The organism is Variovorax sp. Soil_C_33, assembly GCF_057656935.1.
On record NZ_JBDGJK010000023.1, the window covers coordinates 23,469 to 49,145 of the forward strand.

The window sequence follows — 25,677 nt, forward strand, 5'->3', positions numbered from 1 at the left end:
CAATTCGGCTCCTCATCCAGGGAGGAAACTGAATGCAGCAGGGACGGCAGCTGATCCTTCGCGGCGCCCAGCATCTGCCACCGCTGAAGGCGGCGATCACTGCACGCCTCACCGGCCGCGGCGGCCTGCAGCTGCCCGGGACCGCCATCTAGCGCTCAGGGCGAGGAAGCGTGCTCCACCGCTGCACGCAAGGCCGACCACACGGGGGGCGTGATCTGCGCCTGCACGTCGGCCTTCGCCGGCACGAACCGCGCACTGCGCAGATGGAGGGCGAGCGCAGCGTCCATTGTCTGCACATGCTTCGCATACCAGTCTCTCAGCTGACGCGCCATATCTCGCACCTGCAACAGTCGACCCTCCTCGGCCTGCAGCACACCTTCGCGCATCACCGAGAGCACAACGCGGTGCTGGATCGCGTGATCCTTGTGCGATGCATAGCCGGTCGTCCGCATCCAGATGTCCTCGCGCGCGAAGTGCTCCGCGGCACACTCGACCAGGTTGCGCCAGGCTGACGGCAGCTGGGTGTTGTCGGCCTCGTCCACCAAGTCCAGGAGCGCGATGAACTCCTTGCGGGCCTGGTCCATGAAGGGCAAGTCGAGCAAGAATGCGCCGGATCGGTCCAGGGCAGCCATGTGATCTCCTTAGTAGAAAGACACAAGGCTATCGGCGCTTGGCGAGTGGCCCCTTGATATGGCTCAACGACCGATCAATCGATTCGCCCAAATCACCTGCATGACCTGCAACACCTCTCAACGACCTCCGTGCTCGAGGGCTGGCAGCTCGGTAGGGCCGGTTGCCCGAGCCGGGCGGTCGGTCCTGCGCCAGGTGATGGCGCATGCTGGTCTCGGCCGCCTCACCGGCGGCGTGAGCCTTGTCCACATGAGCCTGGCCGAACGGCGCTTCGCGTGGCGCGGGTGAGCTCCGTGGCGGCAGACCTTGTTGGCCCGGTCGATGATTCCACACCAGAACCAGATTCACCATCACGGCCGACACGATGGAGTAGGCGACACGGCTCGGTTCGACGAGAGTGAATGCGGCAGCAACGATCGCGGCGTCGCACGCCATTTGCACCGCTCCAGCGCTCCAGCCACGCCGCCGCTGCAGAAACAGTGCCAGCACGCCAAATCCACCCAGGCTGGCACCATGACGGAACAGCACGAGCAAACCGACACCGATCAGCAAGCCCCCGACAATCGCTGCGAACAACGGGTGCGCCGAGTGCACGCTGAGAGCTCTGCCCATTCCTTCGACGCCGAGCGACAAACTGGCGACGACGATGATGGTTTTCCAGGTGAATCGCACTCCGAATACGCGCCAGGCGAATGCGATGAACGGCAGGTTCACGATGAGCAAGGTCCAGCCGAGCGGCCAGCCTGTCGCATAGCTCATCAAGAAGGCCAGACCAGGAATGCCGCCAGTCAACAACTGCGCGCTGCGAAGCATGGCAAGCCCCAGGGCAACCAACAGGATCGCGGTCGCGAAACCCTGCGCGTCGTTCAGCAGTGGGTGTGGTCTTGCGACTTGGACTCGCCAGATTTGATCCATGAAGCAGTGTCGCCCGTGCGGTGAACACAGATCTTGCGCCAGGACAAGGTCTTGGGCTGCGGCCATTCCGCGGGCCGTCGCCGATCTGGACCTGTGCCCGAAGACAGACGCTTCGGACTTTGCGAACGACGCTGTGCGGGTGTCCGAGGGAGCTTTGCCGCCGGATCGAAGCGCCGTCATCTTGCCGCAAGCAACTCGCGCAGCCTCCCATAGGCCTGACTCGGCGCTTCACCGAACAATGGATCCGAACCGGATGGAGCCGCCTGGGCGACGATCTCCCAGTCCTGCGCCTTAAGCAGGCGCGCCGCGCGCGGCAAGATGTTCCTTTCCTCGGACGCAAGGTGGTGCCGGTAGTAAACCAGATAAAGTGCTGCCGCCGCTTCCACGGTCGCGCGCAGGATCAGTGCATCGGCGACGATCTCCTGCAGCCGCGTCACAAGCTCCTCGCCGGCGGCGGCGATTGCGCGGTGCTCCTGCAGCAGGCGATTAATAGGGAGCCGCAGCGCCGGATCGCGCTCGATAAGGAGCGCGAATGCGACGTCCTCGCGCGGATGGTGAAAGCGGTCCCCAAACTCCCGCAGATACGAGACGATCTCGAGCATGAGGTCGACATCCGGATCTTCGCCTTCGTGGAACCTGCTGACCTGCTCTTCAAAGACATCGAGGAGCCGCGAGAAGTTGACATGCTCGGCATGCCATAGCGCGATCGGGTTTGCCATACTGAACCTCCGAAATCCGGTGGAATCCAGGGGCAGTCTAGCCAGCCAAGCGCCGAGCTCCATGATCTGTGTCAGGCAAACTGCTTGACACGTGAAGATGCGGCGTTCTCGGCGTTCTCGGCGTTCCCTCGCGGCGTGCCCTCGTGTCGCGCCCGAGCAAACTAGTGATGGATGGGCAAGGCGTTCAGCGGGATGCGCAGATAGGCAACGCCGTTGTCCTCTGCAGGCGGCAGTTGCCCGGCCCGCACGTTGACTTGAATGGACGGAAGGATGAGCGTTGGCACATCAAGCGTCGCGTCGCGGGCCATCCGCATCGACACGAACTCCTCTTCGCTGATGCCATCGCGCGCATGAATGTTGTGGGCGCGCTGCTCAGCGACAGTGGTCTGCCATTGTGGCTGACGCGTCGCCGGCGGATAGTCGTGACAGACATACATCCTCGTCTCAAGCGGTAGGCCCAACAGGCGCCGCATCGAAGCGTAGAGTTGATGCGCATCCCCACCGGGAAAGTCAGCGCGCGCACTACCGACGTCCGGCATGAACAAGGTGTCGCCGACGAACACCGAGCCGTCCACCAGGTAGGCCATGTCAGCCGGCGTATGGCCAGGTACCAGTAGCGCTGTGGCCTCGACCTCACCAATCTTGAACGATTCGCCGTCCTTGAACAGGTGGTCGAACTGACTGCCATCCGGCAGGAAGCCGCGTTCGAGGTTGAAGAGCTTCTTGAACGTTGCCTGCACAGTGCGGATGTTCTCGCCGATGGCGATGCGTCCACCTACCTGATCCTGCAGGTATCGCGCACCAGACAAGTGGTCAGCATGCGCATGAGTCTCCAGAATCCATTCGACCTGAAGCCCCTTGTCTCGGACATAGGCAAGAAGCCGATCGGCCGCGGCGGTGCTCGTGTGCCCAGACTTGAAGTCATAGTCCAGCACCGCGTCAATGAGCGCGGCACGCCTGGTCGCGTGGTCCCAAACGACATAGGAGACCGTCCACGTGTTGGGATCGAAGAAGCCTTGGGTCGTCGTGCGGGTCGTCATCGGGTGCTCCGTCAATGGGCCAATCAATCTATTGACATATATTATATCTACTAATATACTATGTCAACCGCAACCATTCCACTCTGCCCGTGATGCGCACTTCCCTCGTCATCGATCCCGAAGCCCTGCGTGGTGCCGCTGCAAAGGCGGTCGCCGCTCTCAAGGTGCTTGCCAATGAAGACCGCATGCTCCTGCTGTGCCAGCTCTCGCAAGGCGAGATGTGTGTGAGCGCCCTGGAACAGGAACTGGGCATTCACCAGCCGACCTTGTCACAGCAGCTCGGCGTGCTGCGCGGCGAAGGTGTGGTTCAAACGCGCCGCGAGGGCAAGAGCATCTTCTACAGCGTGGCCGACCCGGCGATGCTGAAGATCCTCGAGGTTCTCTATCGTCTTTACTGTCCGAAGGAAAAATGATGTCCATCGACTGGAACCACTTCACGCCGCTCGCCGCGCTGGCCGGGGGCGCGCTTATCGGCATCGCCGCGGCGATGTTCGCGCTGCTCAACGGGCGCGTCGCGGGCATCAGCGGGGTGCTCGGGGGTCTGCTCAGGCCTGCCAAGGGCGACATCGCCTGGCGTGCCGCCTTTGTCCTGGGGCTGGTCGGAGCACCGTTGGTCTACCTGCTGTTTGCGGCTTTGCCCAAGCCACAGATCGACGCAGGGTACGGCGCGCTGATCCTGGCGGGGCTGCTCGTGGGCCTGGGTACGCGCTATGGTTCCGGTTGTACCAGCGGCCACGGTGTCTGCGGCCTCTCTCGCCTATCGCCACGCTCGCTCGTCGCCACGGCCGCCTTCATGGGCGCCGGTTTTGTCACGGTGTTCGTGACGCGTCACCTGCTCGGTATCTGAGGAGATCGTCATGATTGTTTTCGCTTCGCTGCTCGCAGGGGTGGTCTTCGGACTCGGCCTCATCGTGTCCGGCATGGCAAATCCAGCCAAGGTGCTGGGCTTCCTGGACCTCGCAGGCGCATGGGACCCCTCCCTGGCCTTCGTGATGGCGGGAGCGATCGCCGTGGGCATGGTCGCCTTCTTCGTGGCCAGGCGGCGCATGGTGTCGTTCATCGGTGCAGAGATGCGCCTGCCCACCTCGCGCCATATCGACCACCGCCTGGTCGGAGGAAGTGTCCTGTTTGGCGTCGGCTGGGGGGTCGCAGGGTTCTGCCCCGGCCCGGGCCTCGTGTCGCTCGGGATGGGCGAAATCAAGGCACTCGTGTTCGTGGCGGCGATGCTGGCCGGCATGGGTGTGTTCGAGCTCTTGGAGCGTCGCGGACGCGCGCCGGCGACGCGCGCTGCGTGAGGTCGAGCGATGACGAGCATTGCGGCCTGGCTTGCAGCACTGGCCACGGTGGCCATTCTCCTATCCTACGAGGTCGCCCTTGCCATCGGGCACCGTCGAAGACCCGAGCGCCTGTCCCGTACAGCGCATGCGGCGCTGCGCCAGGAATGGTTTGCAGCAATCTCAGCGCAGAAGGGCTCGGAGATCCTCGCGGTGCAGACGCTGCGCAACTCGTTGATGGCGGCCACGATGACCGCCTCGACCGCGGCGCTGGCATTGATGGGCGTTGCAACCCTGGCCGCACCGTCGCTTCATTCGACGATCGGCCAGGGACCCGATTCACCAGCCTTCACAGCGCGTCTGGCGTTGGAACTGGTGCTCATGACACTGCTCTTCGCCTCGCTCGTGTCATCGGCGATGGCGGTGCGCTACTACAACCATGCGGGATTCATCAGCGCGATGCCGGTCGACTCCGAGGCGCGCCGTCGCTGGGGCGATGCCGGCAAGGCCTATGTGCGGCAAGCTGGAATCCTCTACAGCTGGGGGCTCAGGCATCTCGTCCTCATTGCACCTATCCTCGCCTCCATCGTTCACCCGGCAGCAGGTCCTTTTGCAGCGCTCTGTGTTGTTGCGGTGCTGGGCAGCTTCGACCGCTCTGGCAGCAGCAAGGACGGCCTGATGAGCGCCCCTCGGCTCGATGGCTAGGCCGCAATTGGCGCAGCCTGCCATGAGCAAGGTTGCCCCGGTTCCCCAGTTCGCTCACTTCGTCATTGGTCGCTCCATTCATTTCGCGGCGCAGTACAACGCACAGTCCGTCAGCTGTGGTGTTCGCCGCCGATCATGTTTGCCGAACGCACGCGCGACGAAAGGTCGACTTGCAGATCTAACATGGCGATGCTGTCGATGGCCGCAGGAGTTCGGTCAGTTTCGGCCGGCCGTTCGCGGGTAAAGGAAAGAGGCTGCAATGACTGTTTTGCTCGATGAACTCATCCAAGAGCCACGCGTCGCCTATTTCTCGATGGAGATCGCGCTGCGCAACGAGATACCGACCTACAGCGGTGGCCTCGGCGTGCTGGCGGGCGATACGATGCGCAGTGCGGCGGACCTGGAACTTCCCATGATCGGCGTCACGCTCATCAGTCGTACCGGCTACTTCCGCCAGGGAATCATCGGCGGAAGCCAGATCGAAAATCCCGACGTGTGGCAGCCTGAGAGGTGGTGCCGATCCTTGCCGGCCAGGGTGGCGGTGTCCATTGGCGGCCGCGACGTCTGGATCGGCGCCTGGCTGCATATCGTGGAAGGACATGGCGGCGGTGCCATTCCGGTTGTGCTGCTCGACACCGATCTTGCCGACAACAGCCCGGAGGATCGCGAAATCACACACCATCTCTACGGAGGTGATGAAGCCTATCGGCTAAAGCAGGAGATTGTGCTCGGCATCGGCGGCGTACGGATGCTGGGCGCCCTCGGCGTAGAGGTGCGCAAGTACCATCTCAATGAAGGGCACGCAGCTTTCCTCACTCTGGAACTGCTGCGCCGCCACTCGCATACGGCGCAGGAAGCCGGCACCGCTGGATCGCATCACGATACGGCAGCCGTGCGAAGCCGTTGTGTGTTCACGACCCATACGCCGGTGGACGCCGGCCACGACCAGTTCCCGTATGCGCTCGCCGAGCCGTTGCTGGGCGAATTCAACTACGGCGCCGAGCTGCGCGTGCTCGCTGGCGAAGACCGGCTGAACATGACCAGGCTCGCCTTGAACCTGAGCGAGCACGTCAACGGCGTCGCGCGGCGGCACGCGGAAGTCTCTCGCCGCATGTTCCCTGGTTATGAGATCCGAGCCATCACGAACGGAGTGCATCCGTGGACGTGGGCCTGCGACAGCTTTCGGCGGCTCTACGACAGTCGCATGCCACGCTGGTGTCACGAACCAGAACTCCTCATGCGCGCCGATGGCATCGCCGACGAAGAGATTCGCGCGGCACACGCTGAAGCCAAGGCCGCGCTTGCCGACGAGATCGTCCGCTCACGCGGCCGTGCCCCCGATCCCGAGGTGGCTACCATTGGTTTCGGGCGGCGCATGACGCAGTACAAGCGACCGGACCTGCTCTTCTCGGATCTCGATCGCTTGCGCGCAATCGCCCGGCGGCATCCATTCCAGATCGTGCTCGCCGGTAAGGCGCATCCCCGCGACAGCAGCGGCAAGGAGCTGATCCAGCGCCTGCACGAATACGCGAGGCAGCTGCAGGGCGTCGTCCCGGTCGCGTTCCTCGTTGGCTACGACATGCGCATCGCACGCCTGCTCGTCTCAGGAGTCGATCTTTGGCTGAACACGCCACAGCGCCCGCTTGAAGCCTCAGGCACCAGCGGGATGAAGGCGGCCTTGAACGGCGTGCCGAACCTCAGCGTCCTGGATGGCTGGTGGCTCGAAGGGTGGATTGAAGGCGTCACCGGGTGGGCAATCGGTGGCGACAGCGACGGCGACGACGCGAGCGACAGGAGCTCTCTTTATGACCAGCTCGAGAACGTGGTGCTTCCGCTCTATTACAACGATTCTGCGGGATGGACAAAGGTGATGAAAGGCGCGATTTCACGCAACGCCTCGTACTTCAACAGCCACCGAATGATGCGTCGCTACGCCTCGGAGGCTTACCTGCGGTGAGTCAAACTTCATCAAGCATCCGGCGGACCTGCAGCCTGGTGTGCCATGAGAGGCATCAGTTTGCCCACCGCCAGTTCAGGATCTCTGGCATGTCCTCGCCGCGGGAAGTGATCCAAGCGCGGTGCGCCATCAGACGGTCGCGCAGGTGCTGCTTCACATGGCCCGCGGCATCCCGAATCCGTGGCACGCGGTCGATCGCATCGGCCGCCAGGTGAAAGCGGTCCAGCCGGTTCAGCACCGTCATGTCGAACGGCGTCGTTGTCGTACCCTCTTCCTGGTAGCCGTGCACGTGGAAGTTGTCGTGGTTGGTGCGTTTGTAGGTGAGCCGGTGAATCAGCCACGGGTACCCGTGGAAGGCGAAGATCACCGGCTTGTCTTCCGTGAAGATGGAGTCGAACTCGGAATCGGCCAGCCCGTGCGGGTGCGCAGACGGAGACTGGAGAGCCATGAGGTTGACCACGTTGACCACGCGGACCTTCAAATCAGGCAACTGCTGCCGGAGCAGATCGACCGCGGCAAGCGTCTCCAGGGTCGGCACGTCGCCGGCGCAGGCCATGACCACATCGGGCGTTTCGCCCTCGTCGTTGCTGGCCCAGGTCCAGATGCCCATGCCGACGCTGCAATGCCGAATCGCGGATGCCATGTCCAGCCATTGGGACTCGCGCTGCTTGCCGGCCACGATCACGTTCACATAGTTGCGGCTTCGCAGGCAGTGGTCGACGACCGACAGCAATGTGTTCGCATCGGGCGGCAGGTAGATGCGCACCACCTCGGCTTTCTTGCTGGTGACGTGGTCGATGAACCCCGGGTCCTGGTGACTGAAGCCGTTGTGGTCCTGTTGCCAGACGTGGCTGGTCAGCAGGTAGTTGAGTGACGCGACCGGCCGCCGCCACGGGATCTGGCGCGACACCTTCAGCCACTTCGCGTGCTGGTTGAACATGGAATCGATGATGTGGATGAAGGCCTCGTAGCATGAGAACAAGCCGTGGCGCCCGGTGAGCAGATAGCCTTCGAGCCAGCCTTGGCACAGGTGCTCGCTGAGCACCTCCATGACACGCCCGTCCGGCGCGACATGGTCATCGCTTGGGAGAATTTCGGCGGTCGACGTGCGTTTGCTGACTTCGAAGATCGCGCCCAAGCGGTTTGAAGTCGTTTCGTCCGGTCCCATCACCCGAAAATTGCCGTCATGCGCGTTGAGCCGCATCACGTCGCGCAGGAATTCACCTGCGACGCGTGTGGCCTCGGCCATCACGGCGCCCGGGGTGGACACGGCAACCGCGTAGTCACGGAAGTCCGGCAGCCGCAGGTCTTTGAGCAGCAGGCCGCCATTGGCGTGCGGATTGGCGCTCATGCGGCGCCTTCCGAGGGGCGCGAGATCCGCAATATCTGCACGCAACGCGCCGTCTGCATCGAACAGTTCCTCGGGCCGGTAGCTGCGCATCCAGTCCTCAAGCAGGCCGACGTGCGCCGGCTTGTCGGCAAACCCGGTCAGCGGCACCTGATGTGCGCGCTGCGTGCCTTCGATGGGCACCCCGTCCACCACTTTCGGCCCTGTCCAGCCTTTGGGCGAGCGCAGAACGATCATCGGCCAGTGGTGGCGCCGGCCGAAGCCGTCGGCGCGCGCTTCCACCTGAATGGCGTGAATCACGTCGAGCGAGGCATCGAGCGCGGCGGCCATCATCCGGTGCATCGCTTCGGGCTCGTGCCCCGAAACGAAATGAGGCTCGTAGCCGTAGCCGCGCATGAGTTGGGTCAACTCCTCGTCGCCAATTCGCGCGAGCACCGTGGGGCCGGCGATCTTGTAGCCGTTGAGATGCAGGATCGGCAGCACCGCGCCGTCATGCGCCGGGTTCAGGAACTTGTTCGAATGCCAGCTCGCGGCCAGGGCGCCGGTTTCCGCCTCGCCGTCACCCACCACGCAGCAGGCCAGCAGCTCCGGGTTGTCGAAGACAGCGCCGTAAGCGTGCAGCAACGAGTAGCCGAGCTCGCCGCCCTCGTGGATCGAGCCCGGTGTTTCGGCCCCCACGTGACTCGAAATGCCACCGGGAAATGAGAACTGCTTGAAGAGGCGCTTCATCCCCTCCGCGTCCTGCCCTACGTTCGGATAGACCTCGCTGTAGGTACCTTCCAGCCAGGTATTGGCCACGACGCCCGGGCCGCCATGACCGGGCCCCGCGACGAAGATCGCATCCAGATCGCGCGCCCTGATCGCGCGGTTCATATGTGCGTAGATGAAGTTCAGGCCCGGCGTCGTACCCCAATGGCCGAGCAGGCGTGGCTTGATGTGCTCCAGCGCGAGCGGTTCACGCAACAACGGATTGTCCATCAGGTAGATCTGGCCCACGGAAAGATAGTTCGCGGCCCGCCACCACGCATCCAGGAGGGAAAGGTCGTCGGCCGGATGGCGGCTGGTCGTGTGAGATCTCATACGCACCTCGTCAGTTACTCGCCTGATATTCATGCCCGGGCCATGGCGCAGGCTTGCGGCAGATCAAGGCGCGGCGCTCCAGCGTTCGGATCGCGCGGTTTGAGGCCGAACGATCTCTCTTCGCTATCCACCGCTCTTTCCGGCTCGCAGCCTCAGCGAGTTGGCGATCACGCTGACTGACGACAATGCCATCGCCGCTGCAGCCACGACCGGCGACAACAGAAGACCGAAGAACGGATACAGAACACCTGCAGCGATCGGAATGCCGGCAACGTTGTAGGCGAATGACAAGAAGAGGTTCTGGCGGATGTTCCTCATCGTCGCCTTGGAAAGCAGGCGAGCCCGAACGATGCCCATCAGATCGCCCTTCAGCAGCGTTACGCCGGAACTTTCCATAGCCACGTCGGTGCCGGTCCCCATCGCGATACCGACGTCTGCCGCGGCCAGGGCGGGTGCGTCGTTGACCCCATCGCCCGCCATGGCGACCACTCTACCCTCCGCCTTCAGCCGCTGGACAACAGAGGCCTTGTCCTCAGGAAACACGTCCGCGATGACTTCGTCGATGTCCAGCTCTCGCCCCACGGCCTCTGCCGTCGTCTTGCCATCGCCGGTCAGCATGACGATGCGCACGCCCGCATCGCGCAGGGCCTTCAGGGCCTGCGGCGTTGTGGCCTTGATGGGGTCGGCGATGGCGACGAAACCGGCAAGACGACCATCGAGTCCCACGAAGATGACCGTCGCCGACCTCGAACGCTGGGACTCTGCCTGCGCGGCCAGCGGGGCCGCATCGATGCCCTGCTCTGCGAGAAACTTGGCGCTCCCACAAACCACGCGTGAACCGTCGACGACCCCGACCACGCCCTTGCCGACGGGCGAGTCGAAGTCGCTCACGGACGACAGCGTCAGCTTGCGGTCCCGGGCTTCGGCCACGATGGCGGCGGCCAGCGGATGCTCGCTCGCACGCTCGACGCTCGCGAGCTTCTGCATCACCGCGGCCGCATCGAACCCGGCCGCCGGCGCGACGTCGACGACCTTCGGGCGGCCAACGGTTAAGGTACCTGTCTTGTCGACCACCAGCGTGTCGACCTTCTCCATGCGCTCAAGCGCCTCCGCATCCCGGATGAGCACGCCTTGTTGGGCGCCGCGGCCCACGCCCACCATGATCGACATCGGCGTCGCCAGGCCCAGCGCACACGGGCAGGCAATGATGAGCACCGCCACAGCCGCAATGAGCGCATAGGAGAACGCTGGGCTCGGACCCCAGACGAGCCAGGCGATGAATGTCAGCGCAGCGACCGCCATCACCGCCGGAACGAACCACCCTGCCACTTGGTCGGCCATGCGCTGAATCGGCGCGCGGCTTCTCTGCGCGGCAGCCACCATGTGGACGATTTGCGAGAGCAACGTGTCGGCGCCCACCTTCTGCGCGCGCATGACGAAACCACCGGTCTGGTTGAGCGTTCCCGCGGTGACCTTGGAGCCAGGCGCTTTTGCGACCGGCATCGGCTCCCCGGTGACCATCGACTCGTCGACCGTGCCCCTGCCCTGCGTCAGCTCGCCGTCGACCGGCACACCTTCTCGCCCGGGCGAACGCGCAGGAGCTCACCGACCTGGACGATGTCGAGCTGAACCGTCTCGTCGGAGCCATCCTGCTTCACTCGAACGGCCGTCTTGGGAGCAAGGTCGAGCAAGGCGCGAATGGCCCCCGAGGTCTTCTCGCGAGCGCGCAGCTCCAGGACTTGCCCCAGCAACACCAGCACTGTGATCACCGCCGCTGCCTCGAAGTAGATGGCCACGGCACCATCCTGCAGGCGAAACTGCGAAGGAAACAGCTGTGGCGCGAGCGTGCCGGCGATGCTGTAGACCCAGGCCGCGCCGGTCCCGAGCGCGATGAGGGTGAACATGTTCAGGCTTCGGTTCTTGACGGAGATCCATGCGCGCACGAAGAAGGGCCAACCGGCCCACAGCACCACCGGCGTTCCGAACAGCAGCTGCACCCAGTTCGAGGTCTGCTGTCCGGTCAGGTGATGGATATCGACCAGGTGCGCGCCCATCTCCAGCACGAGCACCGGGAGGGTGAGCACCAGGCCGCCCCAGAAGCGCCGCATCATGTCGCACAGCTCGGGGCTGTCGCCCGCCTGTGCCGTGGCCAGCACCGGCTCGAGCGCCATACCGCAGATGGGACAGTTCCCCGGCCCTATCTGGCGCACTTGCGGATGCATGGGACACGTGTACTCGACGTCCTTTGCGTCCGCCTTTGGCGTCATCGTCGATGGAGAAGGCGCTCTGCCTGGGTGCGCGCCGTGATCGTGATGGCCCAGACGTGCTGCGTGGTCGTGAGCGTGGTGCGCGTAGAGGTCGGCCGAGGTGTCGGAGGTCGATGGCATGTTTTCTTCCCGCAGGTTTGATGCAGTCTGTGCCTTCCCACGGGGGGGGAAAGTCAAGCCGCTCCTGAGCGCTTGCTTCAGCCCGAAGGTGGCGCAACGAGCAGGTAAGCGACCCATCCGAGAGTTGCCAGCAAGCCAACCCAACATGCCCAGAACAGGCTGAGCTCCCACCATTGCAGTTGGCGTTCGCCGACCTCCAGCCGATGCTTGAGCGTCATACCGGCGCCATGCAGCAGCACGCCGGTGCCGAACAAGGGCAGCGCAAATCGCTGCATCGGCATCGGCGCGAGCAACCCCAAACCCAGTCCAAGGGCGACAGCGCCGATGCCAGACAGCAGCTCGGCACTCTTGATGCGAGCCGAAACGCTAGGCATTCCGATGGCGAGCACGCCCCCATGAGGGAAGAAAGCGCGGTGTCACCGCTGCGTACACCCGCCAGGGGTCTCCGAACTCGTGCTCCGAATCGCGCTCTTCGGACATCGCCAGCCGAACGTACATCACGACCAGGACCGGGAACATGGCGAGCGTCAGCACCGTCGGCCACTGAAGCAGAAATCCGAACATGATGAGAACGAACGCAACGTACTGCGGATGCCGGATGAAGCGATATGGGCCGGCTGTCGCGAGTTCGTGTCGCCGCTGCGCGTAATACAACACCTGCCACGCCTTGGACAACAGCGCGAAGCCGGCGAAGATGGCTACGAAGCTCAGGATATGCAACACGCCGCTGTGCGGATTGCCGTGCTGGCCGGTGAACAGCCACCACAGGTGTCCCGCCTCGTGCCCGAACAGGTTGACATTGGGAAACTTGACGCTGAGCCAGCCGGACAACAGGAAAATCGTCAGCGGGAAGCCGTACATCTCTGCAAAGAGCGCCACGATGAAGGCCGAGTACGCACCGAAGCTCCTCCAGTCCCGAAGCGTGGTCGGCTTGAAGAAGCTGTAGGCGAATCCCACGAAGACGAAGGAGTTCAGCAATACCAGGCCCCAGAGGCCGTAGTCATTGTTGGCGCTGTTCATTGTCCTGCTCCCGTGGGGTGTGGCCTCGAGAATGCCCGCCCTGGCGGTGCCCGTGATGCATGAAGACGTGCATCAACGGACAGGCAAGCACGAGAAGGAACGGAAGCACCCCGAGCAAGTGCGCCCGGTGCTCCGTGTACAGGAAGAAGCCGCCGACGAGTGCGACGACAAGCAGGGCGATTCCGCCGGGCGAGCGCCAGAATGCCGGCGATCCGTTGCTTCGCGCATCCATCTCAATGCCTCCACGACCGAGGACGCTACCTGGCTGCCGGAGGCTTTGCCGCTTCCCGGTCCATCATCATCTGCATCATCATTTCCATCATGTCCATGCGGCGCTCCATCATGTTCTTCTGCATGGGCGGGTCCGCCGGCATCGAGGACTTGCCACCTGCTTGCCCCGGCATGCTGCTCCTCATCTGGCCCATCATGTTCATGCCGCCCTGCATCGCGCTCATATGGTCCTTCATCAGCGCCGAACGCTCGGCGGGCGTCTTGGCGGCCTTCATCTTCTGATGCATGTCCTGCATCAGCTTCATTTGCTCGTCGACCTTGGCGGTGTCGGCCTTCGCTGCGGTGGTTGCGGGGTGATGCGCGGCATGTTCATCAGCCTTTTTGGCTCCCGCGCCTGGGAACGATGAACAACCGGCAAGCGACATCAGCGCTGCGGTGATCAGGATCATCTTCTTCATTTCAGTTCCTTTCGATGCGAATGCAAAATCGGCGGCAATCGCTTAAGAGCATGCTCGCTGCAGTTGCTTGCTTCCTTGACGAATATCAATCGCGCGGCCTGATGCAACGCTGTGCGGAGCTTCCGCTCGCCACCGCCCGGATCAATTGCCGGACGCTTAACATCTGGATTTCGCCAACGAAATGCCCATCAACTACGCCAGACGCCTTACAGGTCGAAAACGAACCGCGAATGCGAATCGCCACCTGGGTTTCGCATTGGCATTCGTGGCCGGGGCCATCAATGCCGGCGGGTTCCTGGCCGTACAGCAGTACACCTCTCACATGACGGGCATCGTCTCCTCGATGGCCGACAACCTTGTCCTGGGCGTATACGACGTGGTGCTCAGCGGGGCGGGTGGGCTGTTGTCGTTCCTCGCAGGCGCTGCAAGCTCCGCGGTCATGGTCAACTACGCCCGGCGCCGCCGAATGCACAGCGAGTACGCGCTGCCGCTGTTGACGGAGGCCTCCTTGCTGATCTGCTTCGGCGTCCTTGGCGCCCGACTGTCCGACATGCGGGGCCTTTTTGTTCCAGTGACGGTGATGCTTCTCTGTTTCATCATGGGACTGCAGAACGCGGTGATCACCAAGCTGTCGCACGCCGAAATTCGAACCACCCACCTCACCGGCATCGTGACCGACATCGGCATCGAGCTTGGGAAGTTGTTCTATCGAAATGCCGCCGGCCCGCCCTCGCATCTGCGCGTCATTGCCAACCGAGACCGCCTGCGCGTTCTCACGCTTCTCGCTGTCTTCTTTTTTGCCGGTGGTGTGCTTGGCGCTGTCGGCTTCAAGTACGTCGGCTACGTCTCGACCGTGCCTCTCGCCCTGGTACTGCTGGGGCTTGCAATCGTTCCGGCGGCCGACGATCTGACGACTCTTGCGCGCCGCTGGGGCCGCGCGGCCAGGTCGCGAAAGAGGAACTGATTGACGCCTCTTCACGCGAGCGCTGGCGACTCGTGCAAGGCGTCCTGGGCATCGGACTTCCTACTTCACCAGCCAGTTCGGCAGGGCAACCCGAGGGTCGGGGCAAGCAGCGCACCGATCGCTTACCGCCGACAGGGCGCGATGGAAGTGCGCTCTCCCTCCGAGGCGGTCCAGTCGCATCGCCCGCGGCGACGGACGACTTCCGGGCCCACCGGTCGATGGACGACGTCAACTGGCTGCGCCCAACCCGATCGGTGCAGGCACTGCGTTGACAATGCGCGTGAAGAGCGCGTGGTAGTCCGCTTCGGGTTCGCATCCGGTCAACGGATCCCGGTTGGCGCTGAATGCCTCGTCGAGGTCCGCCCAATCGTCATCGGTGAGCACCCTTTCGGCTAATGGCAGTACCTCCCTCTCTTCCATCGCCATGTGCGCAAGATAGAAATCAACATAGCGCTCTGCCGCCTGCTCGAAGGCCTGCCGGCGTGGCTCGCCGATCATCTCGAAGCCGAGCAAGGCGTGTTCGAGCTCGCGGATTCTTCGCTCGCCACGCGCATGGTCGTCGTCCAGGCGATCGAGAAGTTCACGCGAAAGCGGCGTCCGCGCACGCAGCTTCGGAAACAACAACTCCGACTCCTTGCGATGGTGCCGTTTCTCGGGAAACTCGTCGACATAGAACAGCATCGCGCGCAGCGCGCCGAAGTCAGGCAGCGTACCTTGCCGCCGATGCTGCGCCAAGAGCAACAGAACGGAGCGCAGCATGGCCGACAGGGCCGAATGCTCATCACGGATGATTCGGGTGGTGGTGTGGACCATACAAATTCCAGTTGGAAAACTCTAGCCTCCCATGTCGGTCGTAGCGCGGCCTTGCTGCAGATCAAATGAACGTCGCTTTGGCCTGCGCATGATCCGGCGCGTGGCCCCAATGCGCCCAGATGGCGAAGCGAAGTGCTGGACTGCTCATGTATCGTCGCAGTGACGGCGTGCTCGAGGTGCTGCTGGTGCACCCCGTTGGGCCGTTCTGGGCGTGGCGCGACGAGGGCGCCTGGTCCTTTCCGAAGCGCGAGTACGACAGTGACGTCGAGAGCGCCCTTGACGCCGCCAAACGGGAGTTCGCCGAGGAGACCGGCTTTGTGCGCGGCACGCGCCACTTGAGCCTGGGAGAGGCTCGCCAGCGTAGCGGCAAGCTCGTGTCGGCCTGGTCCTTCGAAGACGATTGCGATCCCGAGGCGCGCTCGAATCCGGCAGCTTCGAGCTCGAATGGCCGCCGCGATCGGGCAAGCTCAGGACGTGCGCGAAAGCAGACCGGACTGCCTGGTGGTTCACGACGGCTGCAGCACGCAAAAACATCCTTCCCGGGCTGGTCGTTTTCATCGACCGCCTGGAAGCGCTCAGCGTGTAAGCCCGACGGGCGGTGTCACCGGCACGAAGGTGGTGATCGAACCGCGCCTGATCAGCAGGGCCACGGTCTCGCCCTGGCGGATCGATTCAAGCGCTCGGTCCAGATCGCTGATGCCGGAGACGCCGACATCGTTGACGGCCAGGATCACGTCGCCGAGGCGAAGACCTGCCCGCTGGGCGGATCCCGAGGTGGATCTCACATAGAGTCCCGGCTCGAGCAGCCCGCCCGCCTGCTTGGCTGTGCGCTCGACCAGGTCGAGCCCAAGACGCGGTTCGCGCCCGTCCCGGGAGGCGACGCGCTGCGGAAGATCGGGTGCGCTTTGCGCAACGGTGAGTTGCACCGTTAGCGGCGCCTTGCGCCGCCAGATGTTCAGCGTGATCGAAGTGTCTGGGCGGGCAGCCGCCACGCGTTGCTGGATCTCCGGGTAGGTCATGGCCGTGTTGCCGTCGACGCCCAGCACGACATCACCGCTGCGAAGGCCCGCATTCGCCGCCGGTCCGCCGGTATCGACACGCACAATCAGTGCCCCCAACGGAGCATCGAGCCCGAACGCGAGCGCAAGATCCGCGGTGAGCGCCTGAGTCCGGGCGCCAATCTGCCCGCGCGTCACGCGACCCGTCGACCGGAGATCGGCGGCAACCCGCATGGCCGTGTCGATCGGCAAGCTGAACGACACCCCCAGATATCCGCCACTATCCGAATAGATCATCGAGTTCATCCCGACGACTTCGCCGCGCTTGTTAAATAGAGGCCCCCCCGAATTGCCGGGATTGAGCGCGACGTCGGTCTGGATCATGGGCTCGCCGGTGCCGCCCGGCAGGAAGCGCGGATTGGCGCTCACCAAGCCGGCGGTCACGCTTTGCTCGAATCCGAATGGCGCTCCCAGCGCTGCCACCCATTCTCCGGCGCACAGGCGCGCGCTGCTGCCGATGGCAGCGACCGGCAGGTTCGTCGCGGCGATCCTCAGGAGCGCCACGTCTGTGCGCCGGTCGAGCCCGACGACGTCGGCCGGCCAACGACGCTGCCCCCCGACGAGGACCGATGTCTCCTGGGCCCCGCGCACCACGTGCGCGCTAGTCAGCACGTACCCATCAGCGCTCACGACAATGCCCGACGCAGACGCGCGCTCCGATCCCGGTCGGGATCGGGCCAGCATCCCGTTCTCATCGTTGTCGCCCCACTCTGTGCCTTGCCCGATCGCCAGCACGCTCACCACAGCCGGTGCCTGCCGTGCCACCGCCGCCACGAAGTCGGCACCCTGCCTCGGCGCGTCGACCTGGTCAAGACAGGGGCCATCGCGAGACCACGCATGCGTGGTGCCCAGAAACGCCAGTGCACCGAGCATCGCCGCCACGACACCGCGTGCGAACGGCTTGCGCAGCATCTCAGCGCACCAGCAGGACCGGCACCGTGCATTGCGCCAACACCTTCGTGGCGACAGAGCCGAGCACGAGATTCTTCAACGCACCGGCGCCGTGCGAGCCCATGACCAGCAGATCGAACTTGCCAGCTTGCGCGTACGCGGCGATCTCGTCGGCCGGATGGCCCACCTTGTGAACGAAGGAAGCCTCGATACCGTGCTCCGAGAGGAACGCCCGAATCGGCTCAAGCACCAGCCGCGCGTCATCTTCGTAGTAGCCATGAACGAGCTCAGGCCCCGCGAAGGCAGCCGCCCGGTGTGGTACAGGGAGAACCGAATAGAAAACCGTATAGGTATGACCTGCGCCCAGCCCATCCTTGTGCGCTGCCAGGTAGGAGAGCATGCGCTTCGTGTAGTCGCTGCCATCCACCGCGAGAAGAATCTTCATGATGTTCCTTCGATTGAAAGTCTCGGATCGCCTGATGTTCGTCGCGAGTTCATCGATCTCCTTTGCGCCAAATCAATATGTGCAGCGCCACCATTCCGATACTGACCGCCCCAACCTGCACCGAAGGAGCGCGTCATGTACCAGCAGATCCTTGTTCCCATCGACGGCAGTCCGACATCTCGCCGCGGCCTGGACGAAGCCATTCGCGTCGCCAAACTCACGCACGGACGGCTGCGGCTGCTCCATGTGATCGACGAACTGTCCTTCGCCCTTGCCATGGACGCCTACGCCGGATATGCCGGCGACTGGCTGAACGTGCTGCGCGAGAACGGCAAGCGCCTCCTCGATGAGGCCGCGGCCACCACACAGGCCGCCGGCATCGAAGCCGACGAGGTGTTGTGCGACAGTTTTGCGGGCTCGGTCCACGAGGTGGTCAATGCCGAAGCCGCCAAGTGGCCCGCAGACTTGATCGTCCTCGGCACCCACGGCCGCCGCGGGGTTGGCCGCGCCGTCATGGGCAGTAGCGCGGAGCACATCCTGCGCTATGCCTGCGTGCCGGTTCTGCTGGTCCGTGCGCCGGAGAGCGAATCGAAGGCCGATGCGATTCAGGCGCCAACGCATGTCAGCTTGCCGACCGGCGCCCTGGCCTTCGAGTGACTGGCCGCGCGCGTCGCCTCACCATCACACGAAGGACGGGTCATGTATCAGCGCATTCTTGTTCCCATCGATAGCAGTCCGCCATCCAATCGTGGACTCGAGGAGGCCATCCGCGTCGCCAAGCTGACCGGTGGACGGCTTCGCCTGATCCCTGTGGTCGATGAGCTTTCCATGGAGCTTTACACCTCGGCCCGTGCGGGCGGGTGGCTGGATGCGCTGCGCGCCAGCGGCGAGCGGATCCTCGAAAGAGCCAAGGCCGATGCACTGGGAAACGGCGTCGAGGTCGACACCGTGCTGCACAGCGACTTCTCCGGCCCGCTCGACCAAAAGGTGGCGTCCGAAGCAAGGAGATGGCCCGCAGACCTGATCGTCCTCGGCACTCATGGCCCGAGGAATCGGGCGCTGGATGTTGGGCAGCGATGCGCAGCGCATTCTGCGCACCTCGACGGCGCCCGTCCTGCTGGTGCGTGCGCAGGAGATCGATTCGTCGGCAGCGCGGGACCCGAATCGGGAACTTGCGGGCCGCTCGCCCGCCGCGGCGTTCGAATCGTGAGACGCGCGGTTCACGCAATGTTTCCTACGGATGCACTGCGTTGACGGTACCGTTAAGCGGGCGATCTAGATTGAGGCCGTGCCGGATCGCTTGTCTACCCTCTTCCAGCAGCAGCGAGGCGCACCAAGGAGAATGTGATGAACGCCTCGCATGCATCCAGCGGCTACGAACTGCGCTTCCAGCCACTCTTCGCCGGCCGACGCGCCTACGCCTTTCCGTGCGACCCGACAGGCCATGTGGACATGGATTCGCTCGGCGAGCGAATGCTGAACAACTATCTCTATGCGCGCGCCATGATCGGACGCGAACTTTCGTGGCCGGACGTGATTCCGAGCCTTCCAAACTGAGCGCCACCGCCAGCGGGAACTGGCGCCCCAGCCTCTCCACGCCGAATGAGAGTCCGGTACACCCCGACTCCGGTGCGCCGCCGGCTTGACTCATGGGGACAGCGCAAGCCAACGCGCGCTCAGTGCGACCGTATCCACCGGCTCGTCCGTGATGACCTCAAGCGCGAGAGCACACTCGCCCGGATCCAGTGGCTCGTGGGTGGCGAGCTGCCGCTCCAGCACGGCCAGGGTCGCCTCCGACGCATCGCGTCCCTCGGCTTCACGCGCCACCACCCGCCGCCGCAGCTGCGTATCGGCCGCGCGGCAACGAAGAATCGAAAACGGCACACGCAGCTCAGCCGCCAGCGCCCGGAACGCCAGCCGCTCGTCGCGACGCAGGAAGGCCGCGTCGACGATCACCGGGTAGCCGGCCTGCAGCGCTGCGCGCGCGCACTCGGCCAGCCGGGCCAAGGTGCGCCGCGTCGCATCCTGCGTGTAGATCTCGGCACCCTGCTCGGCTGAACGTTGCTGCGCCCCGAGCCCGAAGAGGCGTTTGCGCTCGACATCTGACCGGATGCGGATCGCGCCGGCGGCCGCGAGCAGCGCCGCGGCCATGGTCGACTTTCCCGAGCCCGACAGCCCGTGCGTGATCATCAGGCGCGGCGCGGCGCCTGAGGTCTGCTGTTCCGCACAGGCCAGGTAGTCCGGCTCGAGAGGCGGCGCAGCATCAGCGCCGGCGCGCACACGCAGCCGGCCGACCAGCGCACGCACCAGGGCTCTATACACCTCGTAGAAGCGCAACACCGGCACACCGGCGTAGTCGCCGCTGTGCTGCAGGTACGCGTCGAGAAAGCGGAACGCGAGATCCTTTCGACCATGCGCCTTGAGGTCCATCGTGAGGAAGGCGACGTCGCTCATCACGTCGATCCAACGCAGAGCAGGATCGAATTCGATGCAGTCGAAGGCGGTCAGGTGGTCATCGACCAGCACCACATTGGCCAGATGAAGATCGCCGTGGCATTCGCGCACCGCACCGCTGCGCTGCCGCGCAAACCAGGCCGTGCGCAACGCCTTCCTTTGCTCGAAAATCCATGCCTGCAGATTCCTTGTGCGCTTCGCGCCATCATCGGCGCGCAGACGTGCCAAGGCATCGACTGCCGAGCGCCCCACCCGGGTCGGAGCACCGAACGCGGACGCCGGCGCCGCAACCTGTGCCTGGGCGTGGAAGGCGGCCAGCCGCTGCGCAAACTGTTCAAGACGGCCATCCGCCAGCCGCCCGGCCGGCAGCAAGCGTTGCAGCAATGCATCCTCGGGAAAGCGCCGCATGCAGACGACGAAGTCGATGGCTTCGCCTTCACCCAGGCGCGGAGCCTGCCTGGTGCCGGTCACCGGCACCACGCCGAGGTACAGCGAAGGCGCAAGCCGCCGGTTGAGGCGCACTTCCTCCTCGCAATAATGCTTGCGTGCCGCGAGCGTGCTGAAGTCGAGGAAACCCAAGGAGACAGGCCTTTTCAGCTTGTAGGCCACCTGCGCGGTCAGCAGCACCCAGGAGATGTGGGTCTCCACCAGCGCGACCGCTTGGCCGGTGTCCGACCGCAGGCGATCGCGCAGGGCCGTCACCAGCGTACGGTCTGCCGCGACGGCCGCGGAATCCGTCAACTTCATGCCCACAGTCTCCATGGCCTGGGTCCACTCGTTCCGAGCGCGGGATCGGACGAGACTACTTCGCCTTGCGCTTCTTGCCGCGTCTGGCCTTCTCCTTGACCTGCTGCTGGTTGGCCTTGTGCAACAACTGCTTCTTGAACTCCCCGACCGCCGACCGGTCATGCGCGTAGCTGACGACTCGGTAGACATGGCGGGCGACGTTGCCGCTTCCCACATTGCAGACCACCGTGTCATTCTCGCCGTCGAAATCGGGGGCCTCCTGGCCGAGCCAGTCGTGGTTTTCTATGGTGGTTTCGATGCGGCAATCGGCCGGCAGCCCGATGCCCATCCTCCTGAGAAACTCCCGCGGCCTGCCGAGATAGGCCTTGAATTCCAGGGGCGTGCACTCCCAGAAATGGGCATTGAAGGGTTCTGCCCGAAGGATCTTGGACCGGGCGGAGAAATCGACGATCTTTGTGGGCATGCTCAGACTCCTGGACGGCGTGGAGGAACAAGACGGAGGCGGTCGCCCCGATGACAAGCTGTTAGCTCAACGTCGACGCGGGAAAGTCTCATCGCCCAGTTTCTGCGCAACACCGGATGGCAGGCTTGACGCGCATCAAGATCCACATCGATCGCGACTACGCCGCATCGGGCTCGTCGCATCAGGCTGGCCGCTTGAGGCAGCCAGATTCTCGACCGTCGTTGCCAGCCGCTGCGCTACCCGCCACCCCGCCAGGCCAGTCTGAGGGCCATCACCGCGCGCAAGGCCGGCATTGCGCGGAATGCAGCTGCGCGTTGTCCATCGCAACACCTGGGCGCCCCCCGAGCGCTGGCTAGCGCAGCAGCCTCGCCTCACACCTGGGCCGTCGCGGGCGCTGACGCTGCGCGGCTTGGTTCGGCATCTGGCTGATGGGCGTTGACCACCAGTACGGGGACCGGTGAGATGCGCAGGACCTGTTCCGCATCGCTGCCCAGCAGCACGCGCCCGACGCCATGGCGACCGTGCGTGCCGATCACGATGAGCTCGGCGTTCCACGCCCTCGCCTGCTCGACGACGAGTTCCGATACGCGACCCGCAAGCGAGGTGAAAAGCACCGTTTCCGCCTTGATCCCGGCGCGCTCCGCAAGCTCCCTCCCCTGCCGGAGAACCTGCTCGCCGGCTGCTTCCATCAACGGGACCACGTCCGAACTGTAGACCGCGAAGGTCTCGAAGCCGGTCACATACTTCAATTCGTCCACGACGTGCACGAGCCTCAGTGTCGCGCCCGTGAGCTTGGCCAGGCGAAGAGCCTCATCCAGGCCACGCAGAGAGGTCGGGCTGCCATCGACGGGAACCAGAATACGTTGGTACATGACTATCCTTCGAGTGAGACGGTAAAAGTTCGCTCAATTTCAGCGGCCGGAGGCCCTTCGACCTTGCTGCACGTCAACTCAGGGCGCGTTGCCGCACGCGCCTAGTTCAATGCGCCATCAAGACCGGAAAGGTCATGTGCGCGAGGATCTGCTGCGTGACGCCGCCAAGCACCACCTCGCGCAGGCGCGAGTGCTCATAGCCGCCCATCACCATCAGGTCGGCGCCGAGATCGCAGGCCCGCGAAAGCAGCGCGGCTGCGATGTCGATCTCGATCACGTCCTCCTCGGCCGTTGCTTTGACGCCGTGCCGCTGGAGCCACTGGAGTGTTTCGGCAACAAGCAATCGCGCCGGCTCGTGAGGCTGACCGAGTCTGCGGCAGAAAACGAGCTTCACCTGGCGCGCCTTGGCCAGCAGCGGCAACGCAGCGCGCATCGCCACCCCCGACGCGCGGGATCCATCCCACGCGACGAACACGTTCCTCGCTTCCGGCTGGGCGATTCCCGCGTAGGGAACGACCAGCACAGGACGGCCGGCCTGCAGCATCACGCGCGGCACGAGGCCGTGCGCCGGTGTGTCCGACCTCGCCGAGCGATCCTCCTGGCCTAGCACAATCAGGTCGCTCGAGCGACCATGCTGCACGATGGCATCGACTGCCGTCCCATCGGTCAGTCGAATCTCGTGCGACACGGGATTCGGCCCGGACACCCGGACCTTGAAACTTTCACTGATCGCTTCCGCGCGCCGGCGCAGATGGTCCGCCGATTCGGCGATGAAGTCGGTGACACCCGTCGGGATCGCATCCGCGGGAATGACGCCGTCATACAAACCCGTCGGCACGAGGCCTATCAGGTGACTGCCGTGCGCCCTGGCGAGCCCCGCCGCGAGCGCGACGCGGGCGGAACACCTGTCCGTGTGGTCCAGGTGAACCAGGATGGTCTTGAAGTCCATAGGTCATCCTTTCGAAGAAGTTCGCATCCTCGACCACCTCACCTCCAATCAACTTGACGGCGATCAAATGCGCAGCACGCCCAGATCGATGGCTCGAACACTGGAAGCTTGATCCAGCGCAACAACCTGCGCGCCACAACGATGGAATATGTCAAGCATTCGGGGCGAAACAGGAAGGCGCCCATGTCGCTCACTCGACATGACAGCCGAACCCTCCCTTTTGTTCGCTCCTTGGCTTCAAGACTGAAGGAGACCCAGCGATGTGCATGAATCTCTTGGGGAAGCTCGCCGGGGCGAAGCTCCCCCTCACCATTTCCGACAAAGCCCTGATTGACCGGTTGCGGGTGCTTGACGCCATGGGATACGTCAAGGCATTCATTCCAGCCGTCCACGTCGATTGCGACAACTGCGCGCGCCAGGATCCCGCCATCGCCTTGGAGGTCACGCCACGCGGTCGAAAGGCGTTGGGCGATGAGCAGGATCGGGAGGCGACGCAGGTGCAGCAGCCGGCGCGGATGCCGCCGCAGGAGGAGCGCTCGCGCGGCGCCCATCTGGCCTGGTGGCACGGCGGCAGGAGACTTCGATCCGGCACCTGACGAGGGGCAACGAGTGGCGCCGACTGCGTCGCGCTCATGCCTTGATTCAGCGCAGGGCATCGGCACTGATTGACTCCTACATTGATTGCGCATCAACGCAGCGGAGATCGCATGACCAAGGTTCTTGTCGTCATCTATTCCTATACGGGCACGTCCCGTCGCGTGGCGCAGCTACTGCGCGACGGGCAAGGCTGGGAAGTCGCCGAGATCGCGGAAGTGCGGCCGCGCAGCGGCGCCTTGGGGAACATGCGCTGTCTGCTCGATTCCCTGTTCCGACGGTGTCCGGCGATTCGGTATGACGGCCCGCTGCCCAGGGGGTTCGATACGGTGGTGCTGGTGTCTCCCGTCTGGGGACAGCAACTTGCCGGACCGATGCGCAGCTTCGTCACGAGGCGGCGCGATCATCTTCCCGATGTGGCCGTGGTGTCGGTCATGGGCGGCAGCGGTGCGCCCAATGCCATTGCCGAGATCGGCCGGATCATCGGTCGCGCTCCCATCCTGAGCATCGCGCTCACCACGCGAGAGGTCCAAGACGGCAGCTGCGCCGAGCGCCTGCAGAGGTTCGGCACAGCGATAAGGCTCTCCAGTGTGCAACGCAATGGACGCACAGCCGCTCACGCGCACGATCATCGTGTCACCTCAGGCCCTCCGATGGGCGCGATCGAACCCGGCCCGGCAACCCCAACTCCTCGAGATACTCCATGTACGGCTTCACCATCACGCTGAGCCATACCCCTTTCGACGAGGTCGTGGCCAAGGTCATTGACGCGCTCAGGGGCGAAGGCTTCGGCGTTCTCAGCGACATCGACATGCAGCGCACGATGAAGGACAAGCTCGACATCGACACGCGCCCGTATCGCATCCTTGGCGCCTGCCACCCGCGGCTCGCGCACCGGGCCCTGCAAGCCGAGCCCGACATCGGTCTGCTGCTGCCCTGCAATGTGGTGGTGCGCGAGGATGGGCCTGAACGCGTGATCGTCGGTTTCCTGAATCCGCAGACCATGGTCGGGCTGACAAGCGCCAAGGAGATCCAGGCGATCGCCGACGATGCAGAGCAGCGCCTGCGTCGCGCAGGCGCACGCCTGAGCGCCTAGAAAATTGATCTGGCGCAAAGGTCCAGGCGAACTCCCGGCCAAGAATGGATCGCTCGCCGGCATGGCCGGCGGCGAGCACCCTTCTGATGCGGCCGACAAGGAACACCTCATGTACCAAAACATCCTGGTCCCCCTGGACGGCAGTGAAACTGCGCAGCGCGGCTTGCGCGAAGCGATACGGCTCGCCGCCGATCAGAAGGGGAAACTGCGTCTGCTACATGTCATCGACAACCTGCCGATGCTGATGGATATGGCGGCAGCTTCCAGCTTCGACGCAACGATGCGCGAAGTTCGTGCGTATGGCGAGGCGCTGCTGGCCAAGAGCCGCAAGACCGCCACCGAGGCAGGCGTGGAGGCCGAAACCGTCCTGCGCGAAGTCATGCAGGGCCGCGTCGCAAATGTCGTGGTGGACGAGGCCGGGAAATCCGGTTGCGACCTGATCGTCATGGGCACCCACGGACGCCGCGGCTTCAGCCGCCTGGCCCTGGGCAGCGATGCAGACCTGGTGGTACGCAACAGCCCCGTGCCAGTTCTCCTAGTGCGCAACGAGCCCGTCGACGCCTGAGC

General features: G+C 64.3%; 30 protein-coding genes and 2 pseudogenes. 14 read left to right on the forward strand and 18 right to left on the reverse strand.

Going from position 1 to position 25,677, the window contains the following annotated elements; translation table 11 throughout:
- Positions 1–155 precede the first annotated feature (155 nt).
- From AC3A6B_RS26875 to AC3A6B_RS26890, 4 genes are all read right to left on the reverse strand, one after another.
- Positions 156–632 (reverse strand): bacteriohemerythrin, encoded by a 477-nt coding sequence (locus tag AC3A6B_RS26875; protein ID WP_487839692.1) that lies wholly within the window; start codon positions 630–632, stop codon positions 156–158.
- A 28-nt stretch (positions 633–660) separates the two neighbouring features.
- Positions 661–1,545 carry a YitT family protein gene (locus tag AC3A6B_RS26880; protein WP_487839693.1) on the reverse strand — a complete coding sequence of 295 codons (885 nt, stop codon included), beginning with the start codon at positions 1,543–1,545 and terminating at the stop codon, positions 661–663.
- A 176-nt stretch (positions 1,546–1,721) separates the two neighbouring features.
- The gene (locus AC3A6B_RS26885; RefSeq protein WP_487839694.1) at positions 1,722–2,264 is read right to left on the reverse strand and encodes a hemerythrin domain-containing protein; all 543 of its coding nucleotides are present in this window, start codon (positions 2,262–2,264) and stop codon (positions 1,722–1,724) included.
- A gap of 161 nt (positions 2,265–2,425) precedes the next feature.
- Positions 2,426–3,304 carry an MBL fold metallo-hydrolase gene (locus AC3A6B_RS26890; RefSeq protein ID WP_487839695.1) on the reverse strand — a complete coding sequence of 293 codons (879 nt, stop codon included), beginning with the start codon at positions 3,302–3,304 and terminating at the stop codon, positions 2,426–2,428.
- 92 nt (positions 3,305–3,396) lie between these two features.
- On the opposite strand from AC3A6B_RS26890, the gene AC3A6B_RS26895 reads away from it, so the two are divergent.
- The 4 genes from AC3A6B_RS26895 to AC3A6B_RS26910 are packed head-to-tail and all read left to right on the forward strand — an operon-like array spanning position 3,397 to position 5,283.
- The gene (locus tag AC3A6B_RS26895) at positions 3,397–3,717 is read left to right on the forward strand and encodes a metalloregulator ArsR/SmtB family transcription factor (protein WP_487839696.1); all 321 of its coding nucleotides are present in this window, start codon (positions 3,397–3,399) and stop codon (positions 3,715–3,717) included.
- The gene (locus AC3A6B_RS26900) at positions 3,717–4,151 is read left to right on the forward strand and encodes a YeeE/YedE family protein (RefSeq protein ID WP_487839697.1); all 435 of its coding nucleotides are present in this window, start codon (positions 3,717–3,719) and stop codon (positions 4,149–4,151) included. Before AC3A6B_RS26895 ends, AC3A6B_RS26900 begins: the two co-directional genes overlap by 1 nt.
- A gap of 10 nt (positions 4,152–4,161) precedes the next feature.
- A complete protein-coding gene (locus tag AC3A6B_RS26905; protein WP_487839698.1) occupies positions 4,162–4,599 on the forward strand; it encodes a DUF6691 family protein in 438 nt (145 codons plus the stop codon).
- Positions 4,600–4,608: 9 nt separating this feature from the next.
- On the forward strand, positions 4,609–5,283 hold the full coding sequence (locus AC3A6B_RS26910; protein WP_487839699.1) for a DUF599 domain-containing protein: 675 nt from the start codon (positions 4,609–4,611) through the stop codon (positions 5,281–5,283).
- Positions 5,284–5,393: 110 nt separating this feature from the next.
- On the opposite strand, the gene AC3A6B_RS26915 is transcribed toward AC3A6B_RS26910, so the two are convergent.
- On the reverse strand, positions 5,394–5,543 hold the full coding sequence (locus AC3A6B_RS26915; RefSeq protein WP_487839700.1) for a hypothetical protein: 150 nt from the start codon (positions 5,541–5,543) through the stop codon (positions 5,394–5,396).
- On the opposite strand from AC3A6B_RS26915, the gene glgP reads away from it, so the two are divergent.
- Complete coding sequence (gene glgP, locus AC3A6B_RS26920; protein ID WP_487839701.1) at positions 5,543–7,240, forward strand: alpha-glucan family phosphorylase; 1,698 nt, start codon at positions 5,543–5,545, stop codon at positions 7,238–7,240. The two genes, AC3A6B_RS26915 and glgP, sit on opposite strands and share 1 nt — an antisense overlap.
- Positions 7,241–7,295: 55 nt before the next feature.
- On the opposite strand, the gene AC3A6B_RS26925 is transcribed toward glgP, so the two are convergent.
- From AC3A6B_RS26925 to AC3A6B_RS26950, 6 genes and pseudogenes are all read right to left on the reverse strand, one after another.
- Complete coding sequence (locus AC3A6B_RS26925; RefSeq protein WP_487839702.1) at positions 7,296–9,668, reverse strand: phosphoketolase family protein; 2,373 nt, start codon at positions 9,666–9,668, stop codon at positions 7,296–7,298.
- Between the two features lie 123 nt (positions 9,669–9,791).
- Positions 9,792–11,935: pseudogene (locus AC3A6B_RS26930) on the reverse strand (copper-transporting P-type ATPase).
- Positions 11,936–12,132: 197 nt separating this feature from the next.
- Positions 12,133–12,444 (reverse strand): hypothetical protein, encoded by a 312-nt coding sequence (locus AC3A6B_RS26935; protein WP_487839703.1) that lies wholly within the window; start codon positions 12,442–12,444, stop codon positions 12,133–12,135.
- Positions 12,422–13,075 (reverse strand): methyltransferase family protein, encoded by a 654-nt coding sequence (locus AC3A6B_RS26940; protein ID WP_487839704.1) that lies wholly within the window; start codon positions 13,073–13,075, stop codon positions 12,422–12,424. Before AC3A6B_RS26940 ends, AC3A6B_RS26935 begins: the two co-directional genes overlap by 23 nt.
- A complete protein-coding gene (locus AC3A6B_RS26945) occupies positions 13,056–13,307 on the reverse strand; it encodes a DUF2933 domain-containing protein (RefSeq protein WP_487839705.1) in 252 nt (83 codons plus the stop codon). The genes AC3A6B_RS26940 and AC3A6B_RS26945 overlap by 20 nt, the downstream gene beginning before the upstream one ends.
- Before the next feature lie 25 nt (positions 13,308–13,332).
- The gene (locus AC3A6B_RS26950; RefSeq protein WP_487839706.1) at positions 13,333–13,764 is read right to left on the reverse strand and encodes a hypothetical protein; all 432 of its coding nucleotides are present in this window, start codon (positions 13,762–13,764) and stop codon (positions 13,333–13,335) included.
- Between the two features lie 181 nt (positions 13,765–13,945).
- Here AC3A6B_RS26950 and AC3A6B_RS26955 point away from each other — a divergent pair, with 181 nt between their 5' ends.
- Entirely contained in the window at positions 13,946–14,728 is a 783-nt protein-coding gene (locus tag AC3A6B_RS26955) for a YoaK family protein (protein ID WP_487839707.1), read from the forward strand.
- A 228-nt stretch (positions 14,729–14,956) separates the two neighbouring features.
- Here the strand turns inward: AC3A6B_RS26955 and AC3A6B_RS26960 are convergent, their stop codons facing one another.
- Positions 14,957–15,541 (reverse strand): hemerythrin domain-containing protein, encoded by a 585-nt coding sequence (locus AC3A6B_RS26960; RefSeq protein WP_487839708.1) that lies wholly within the window; start codon positions 15,539–15,541, stop codon positions 14,957–14,959.
- A 146-nt stretch (positions 15,542–15,687) separates the two neighbouring features.
- Here AC3A6B_RS26960 and AC3A6B_RS26965 point away from each other — a divergent pair.
- A pseudogene (locus AC3A6B_RS26965) lies at positions 15,688–15,828 on the forward strand (hypothetical protein); the annotation flags it as partial.
- Between the two features lie 288 nt (positions 15,829–16,116).
- On the opposite strand, the gene AC3A6B_RS26970 reads toward AC3A6B_RS26965, so the two are convergent.
- Entirely contained in the window at positions 16,117–17,511 is a 1,395-nt protein-coding gene (locus AC3A6B_RS26970; protein ID WP_487839709.1) for a trypsin-like peptidase domain-containing protein, read from the reverse strand.
- A gap of 1 nt (position 17,512) precedes the next feature.
- Entirely contained in the window at positions 17,513–17,935 is a 423-nt protein-coding gene (locus tag AC3A6B_RS26975; protein ID WP_487839710.1) for a universal stress protein, read from the reverse strand.
- Positions 17,936–18,070: 135 nt separating this feature from the next.
- On the opposite strand from AC3A6B_RS26975, the gene AC3A6B_RS26980 reads away from it, so the two are divergent.
- From AC3A6B_RS26980 to AC3A6B_RS26990, 3 genes are all read left to right on the forward strand, one after another.
- The gene (locus tag AC3A6B_RS26980) at positions 18,071–18,592 is read left to right on the forward strand and encodes a universal stress protein (protein ID WP_487839711.1); all 522 of its coding nucleotides are present in this window, start codon (positions 18,071–18,073) and stop codon (positions 18,590–18,592) included.
- Positions 18,593–18,634: 42 nt separating this feature from the next.
- Positions 18,635–19,189 (forward strand): universal stress protein, encoded by a 555-nt coding sequence (locus AC3A6B_RS26985; RefSeq protein ID WP_487839712.1) that lies wholly within the window; start codon positions 18,635–18,637, stop codon positions 19,187–19,189.
- Positions 19,190–19,282: 93 nt separating this feature from the next.
- Complete coding sequence (locus AC3A6B_RS26990) at positions 19,283–19,492, forward strand: hypothetical protein (RefSeq protein ID WP_487839713.1); 210 nt, start codon at positions 19,283–19,285, stop codon at positions 19,490–19,492.
- A 90-nt stretch (positions 19,493–19,582) separates the two neighbouring features.
- Here AC3A6B_RS26990 and AC3A6B_RS26995 read toward each other — a convergent pair whose 3' ends face one another.
- From AC3A6B_RS26995 to AC3A6B_RS27010, 4 genes are all read right to left on the reverse strand, one after another.
- The gene (locus AC3A6B_RS26995) at positions 19,583–21,136 is read right to left on the reverse strand and encodes a bifunctional aminoglycoside phosphotransferase/ATP-binding protein (RefSeq protein WP_487839714.1); all 1,554 of its coding nucleotides are present in this window, start codon (positions 21,134–21,136) and stop codon (positions 19,583–19,585) included.
- A 55-nt stretch (positions 21,137–21,191) separates the two neighbouring features.
- Positions 21,192–21,599 (reverse strand): hypothetical protein, encoded by a 408-nt coding sequence (locus AC3A6B_RS27000; RefSeq protein WP_487839715.1) that lies wholly within the window; start codon positions 21,597–21,599, stop codon positions 21,192–21,194.
- Positions 21,600–21,970: 371 nt separating this feature from the next.
- Complete coding sequence (locus AC3A6B_RS27005) at positions 21,971–22,471, reverse strand: universal stress protein (protein ID WP_487839716.1); 501 nt, start codon at positions 22,469–22,471, stop codon at positions 21,971–21,973.
- 106 nt (positions 22,472–22,577) lie between these two features.
- Positions 22,578–23,420, reverse strand: a complete 843-nt coding sequence (locus AC3A6B_RS27010) for a universal stress protein (protein WP_487839717.1) — start codon at positions 23,418–23,420, stop codon at positions 22,578–22,580.
- A 260-nt stretch (positions 23,421–23,680) separates the two neighbouring features.
- On the opposite strand from AC3A6B_RS27010, the gene AC3A6B_RS27015 reads away from it, so the two are divergent.
- From AC3A6B_RS27015 to AC3A6B_RS27030, 4 genes are all read left to right on the forward strand, one after another.
- Positions 23,681–24,016 carry a hypothetical protein gene (locus AC3A6B_RS27015; protein ID WP_487839718.1) on the forward strand — a complete coding sequence of 112 codons (336 nt, stop codon included), beginning with the start codon at positions 23,681–23,683 and terminating at the stop codon, positions 24,014–24,016.
- Positions 24,017–24,127: 111 nt separating this feature from the next.
- Positions 24,128–24,742 (forward strand): flavodoxin family protein, encoded by a 615-nt coding sequence (locus AC3A6B_RS27020; RefSeq protein WP_487839719.1) that lies wholly within the window; start codon positions 24,128–24,130, stop codon positions 24,740–24,742.
- On the forward strand, positions 24,718–25,110 hold the full coding sequence (locus tag AC3A6B_RS27025; protein ID WP_487839720.1) for a DUF302 domain-containing protein: 393 nt from the start codon (positions 24,718–24,720) through the stop codon (positions 25,108–25,110). Before AC3A6B_RS27020 ends, AC3A6B_RS27025 begins: the two co-directional genes overlap by 25 nt.
- A 109-nt stretch (positions 25,111–25,219) precedes the next feature.
- Positions 25,220–25,675, forward strand: a complete 456-nt coding sequence (locus AC3A6B_RS27030) for a universal stress protein (RefSeq protein ID WP_487839721.1) — start codon at positions 25,220–25,222, stop codon at positions 25,673–25,675.
- Positions 25,676–25,677 lie beyond the last annotated feature (2 nt).

What these genes read in the sequence shown, in the direction of transcription:
- AC3A6B_RS26980 (WP_487839711.1), top strand. Translation starts at nt 18,071, where the DNA reads ATGTACCAGCAGATCCTTGTTCCCATCGACGGCAGTCCGACATCTCGC.
- AC3A6B_RS26955 (WP_487839707.1), top strand. Translation starts at nt 13,946, where the DNA reads ATGCCCATCAACTACGCCAGACGCCTTACAGGTCGAAAACGAACCGCG.
- AC3A6B_RS26995 (WP_487839714.1), bottom strand. Translation starts at nt 21,136, where the DNA reads ATGAAGTTGACGGATTCCGCGGCCGTCGCGGCAGACCGTACGCTGGTG.
- AC3A6B_RS27025 (WP_487839720.1), top strand. Translation starts at nt 24,718, where the DNA reads ATGTACGGCTTCACCATCACGCTGAGCCATACCCCTTTCGACGAGGTC.
- AC3A6B_RS26905 (WP_487839698.1), top strand. Translation starts at nt 4,162, where the DNA reads ATGATTGTTTTCGCTTCGCTGCTCGCAGGGGTGGTCTTCGGACTCGGC.
- AC3A6B_RS26975 (WP_487839710.1), bottom strand. Translation starts at nt 17,935, where the DNA reads ATGAAGATTCTTCTCGCGGTGGATGGCAGCGACTACACGAAGCGCATG.
- AC3A6B_RS26985 (WP_487839712.1), top strand. Translation starts at nt 18,635, where the DNA reads ATGTATCAGCGCATTCTTGTTCCCATCGATAGCAGTCCGCCATCCAAT.
- AC3A6B_RS26880 (WP_487839693.1), bottom strand. Translation starts at nt 1,545, where the DNA reads ATGGATCAAATCTGGCGAGTCCAAGTCGCAAGACCACACCCACTGCTG.
- AC3A6B_RS26885 (WP_487839694.1), bottom strand. Translation starts at nt 2,264, where the DNA reads ATGGCAAACCCGATCGCGCTATGGCATGCCGAGCATGTCAACTTCTCG.
- AC3A6B_RS26875 (WP_487839692.1), bottom strand. Translation starts at nt 632, where the DNA reads ATGGCTGCCCTGGACCGATCCGGCGCATTCTTGCTCGACTTGCCCTTC.
- AC3A6B_RS26890 (WP_487839695.1), bottom strand. Translation starts at nt 3,304, where the DNA reads ATGACGACCCGCACGACGACCCAAGGCTTCTTCGATCCCAACACGTGG.
- AC3A6B_RS26940 (WP_487839704.1), bottom strand. Translation starts at nt 13,075, where the DNA reads ATGAACAGCGCCAACAATGACTACGGCCTCTGGGGCCTGGTATTGCTG.
- AC3A6B_RS27030 (WP_487839721.1), top strand. Translation starts at nt 25,220, where the DNA reads ATGTACCAAAACATCCTGGTCCCCCTGGACGGCAGTGAAACTGCGCAG.
- AC3A6B_RS26925 (WP_487839702.1), bottom strand. Translation starts at nt 9,668, where the DNA reads ATGAGATCTCACACGACCAGCCGCCATCCGGCCGACGACCTTTCCCTC.
- AC3A6B_RS27005 (WP_487839716.1), bottom strand. Translation starts at nt 22,471, where the DNA reads ATGTACCAACGTATTCTGGTTCCCGTCGATGGCAGCCCGACCTCTCTG.
- AC3A6B_RS27010 (WP_487839717.1), bottom strand. Translation starts at nt 23,420, where the DNA reads ATGGACTTCAAGACCATCCTGGTTCACCTGGACCACACGGACAGGTGT.
- AC3A6B_RS26950 (WP_487839706.1), bottom strand. Translation starts at nt 13,764, where the DNA reads ATGAAGAAGATGATCCTGATCACCGCAGCGCTGATGTCGCTTGCCGGT.
- AC3A6B_RS26990 (WP_487839713.1), top strand. Translation starts at nt 19,283, where the DNA reads ATGAACGCCTCGCATGCATCCAGCGGCTACGAACTGCGCTTCCAGCCA.
- AC3A6B_RS26945 (WP_487839705.1), bottom strand. Translation starts at nt 13,307, where the DNA reads ATGGATGCGCGAAGCAACGGATCGCCGGCATTCTGGCGCTCGCCCGGC.
- AC3A6B_RS26895 (WP_487839696.1), top strand. Translation starts at nt 3,397, where the DNA reads ATGCGCACTTCCCTCGTCATCGATCCCGAAGCCCTGCGTGGTGCCGCT.
- AC3A6B_RS27020 (WP_487839719.1), top strand. Translation starts at nt 24,128, where the DNA reads ATGACCAAGGTTCTTGTCGTCATCTATTCCTATACGGGCACGTCCCGT.
- AC3A6B_RS26900 (WP_487839697.1), top strand. Translation starts at nt 3,717, where the DNA reads ATGTCCATCGACTGGAACCACTTCACGCCGCTCGCCGCGCTGGCCGGG.
- AC3A6B_RS27015 (WP_487839718.1), top strand. Translation starts at nt 23,681, where the DNA reads ATGTGCATGAATCTCTTGGGGAAGCTCGCCGGGGCGAAGCTCCCCCTC.
- AC3A6B_RS26910 (WP_487839699.1), top strand. Translation starts at nt 4,609, where the DNA reads ATGACGAGCATTGCGGCCTGGCTTGCAGCACTGGCCACGGTGGCCATT.
- AC3A6B_RS27000 (WP_487839715.1), bottom strand. Translation starts at nt 21,599, where the DNA reads ATGCCCACAAAGATCGTCGATTTCTCCGCCCGGTCCAAGATCCTTCGG.
- glgP (WP_487839701.1), top strand. Translation starts at nt 5,543, where the DNA reads ATGACTGTTTTGCTCGATGAACTCATCCAAGAGCCACGCGTCGCCTAT.
- AC3A6B_RS26970 (WP_487839709.1), bottom strand. Translation starts at nt 17,511, where the DNA reads ATGCTGCGCAAGCCGTTCGCACGCGGTGTCGTGGCGGCGATGCTCGGT.
- AC3A6B_RS26960 (WP_487839708.1), bottom strand. Translation starts at nt 15,541, where the DNA reads ATGGTCCACACCACCACCCGAATCATCCGTGATGAGCATTCGGCCCTG.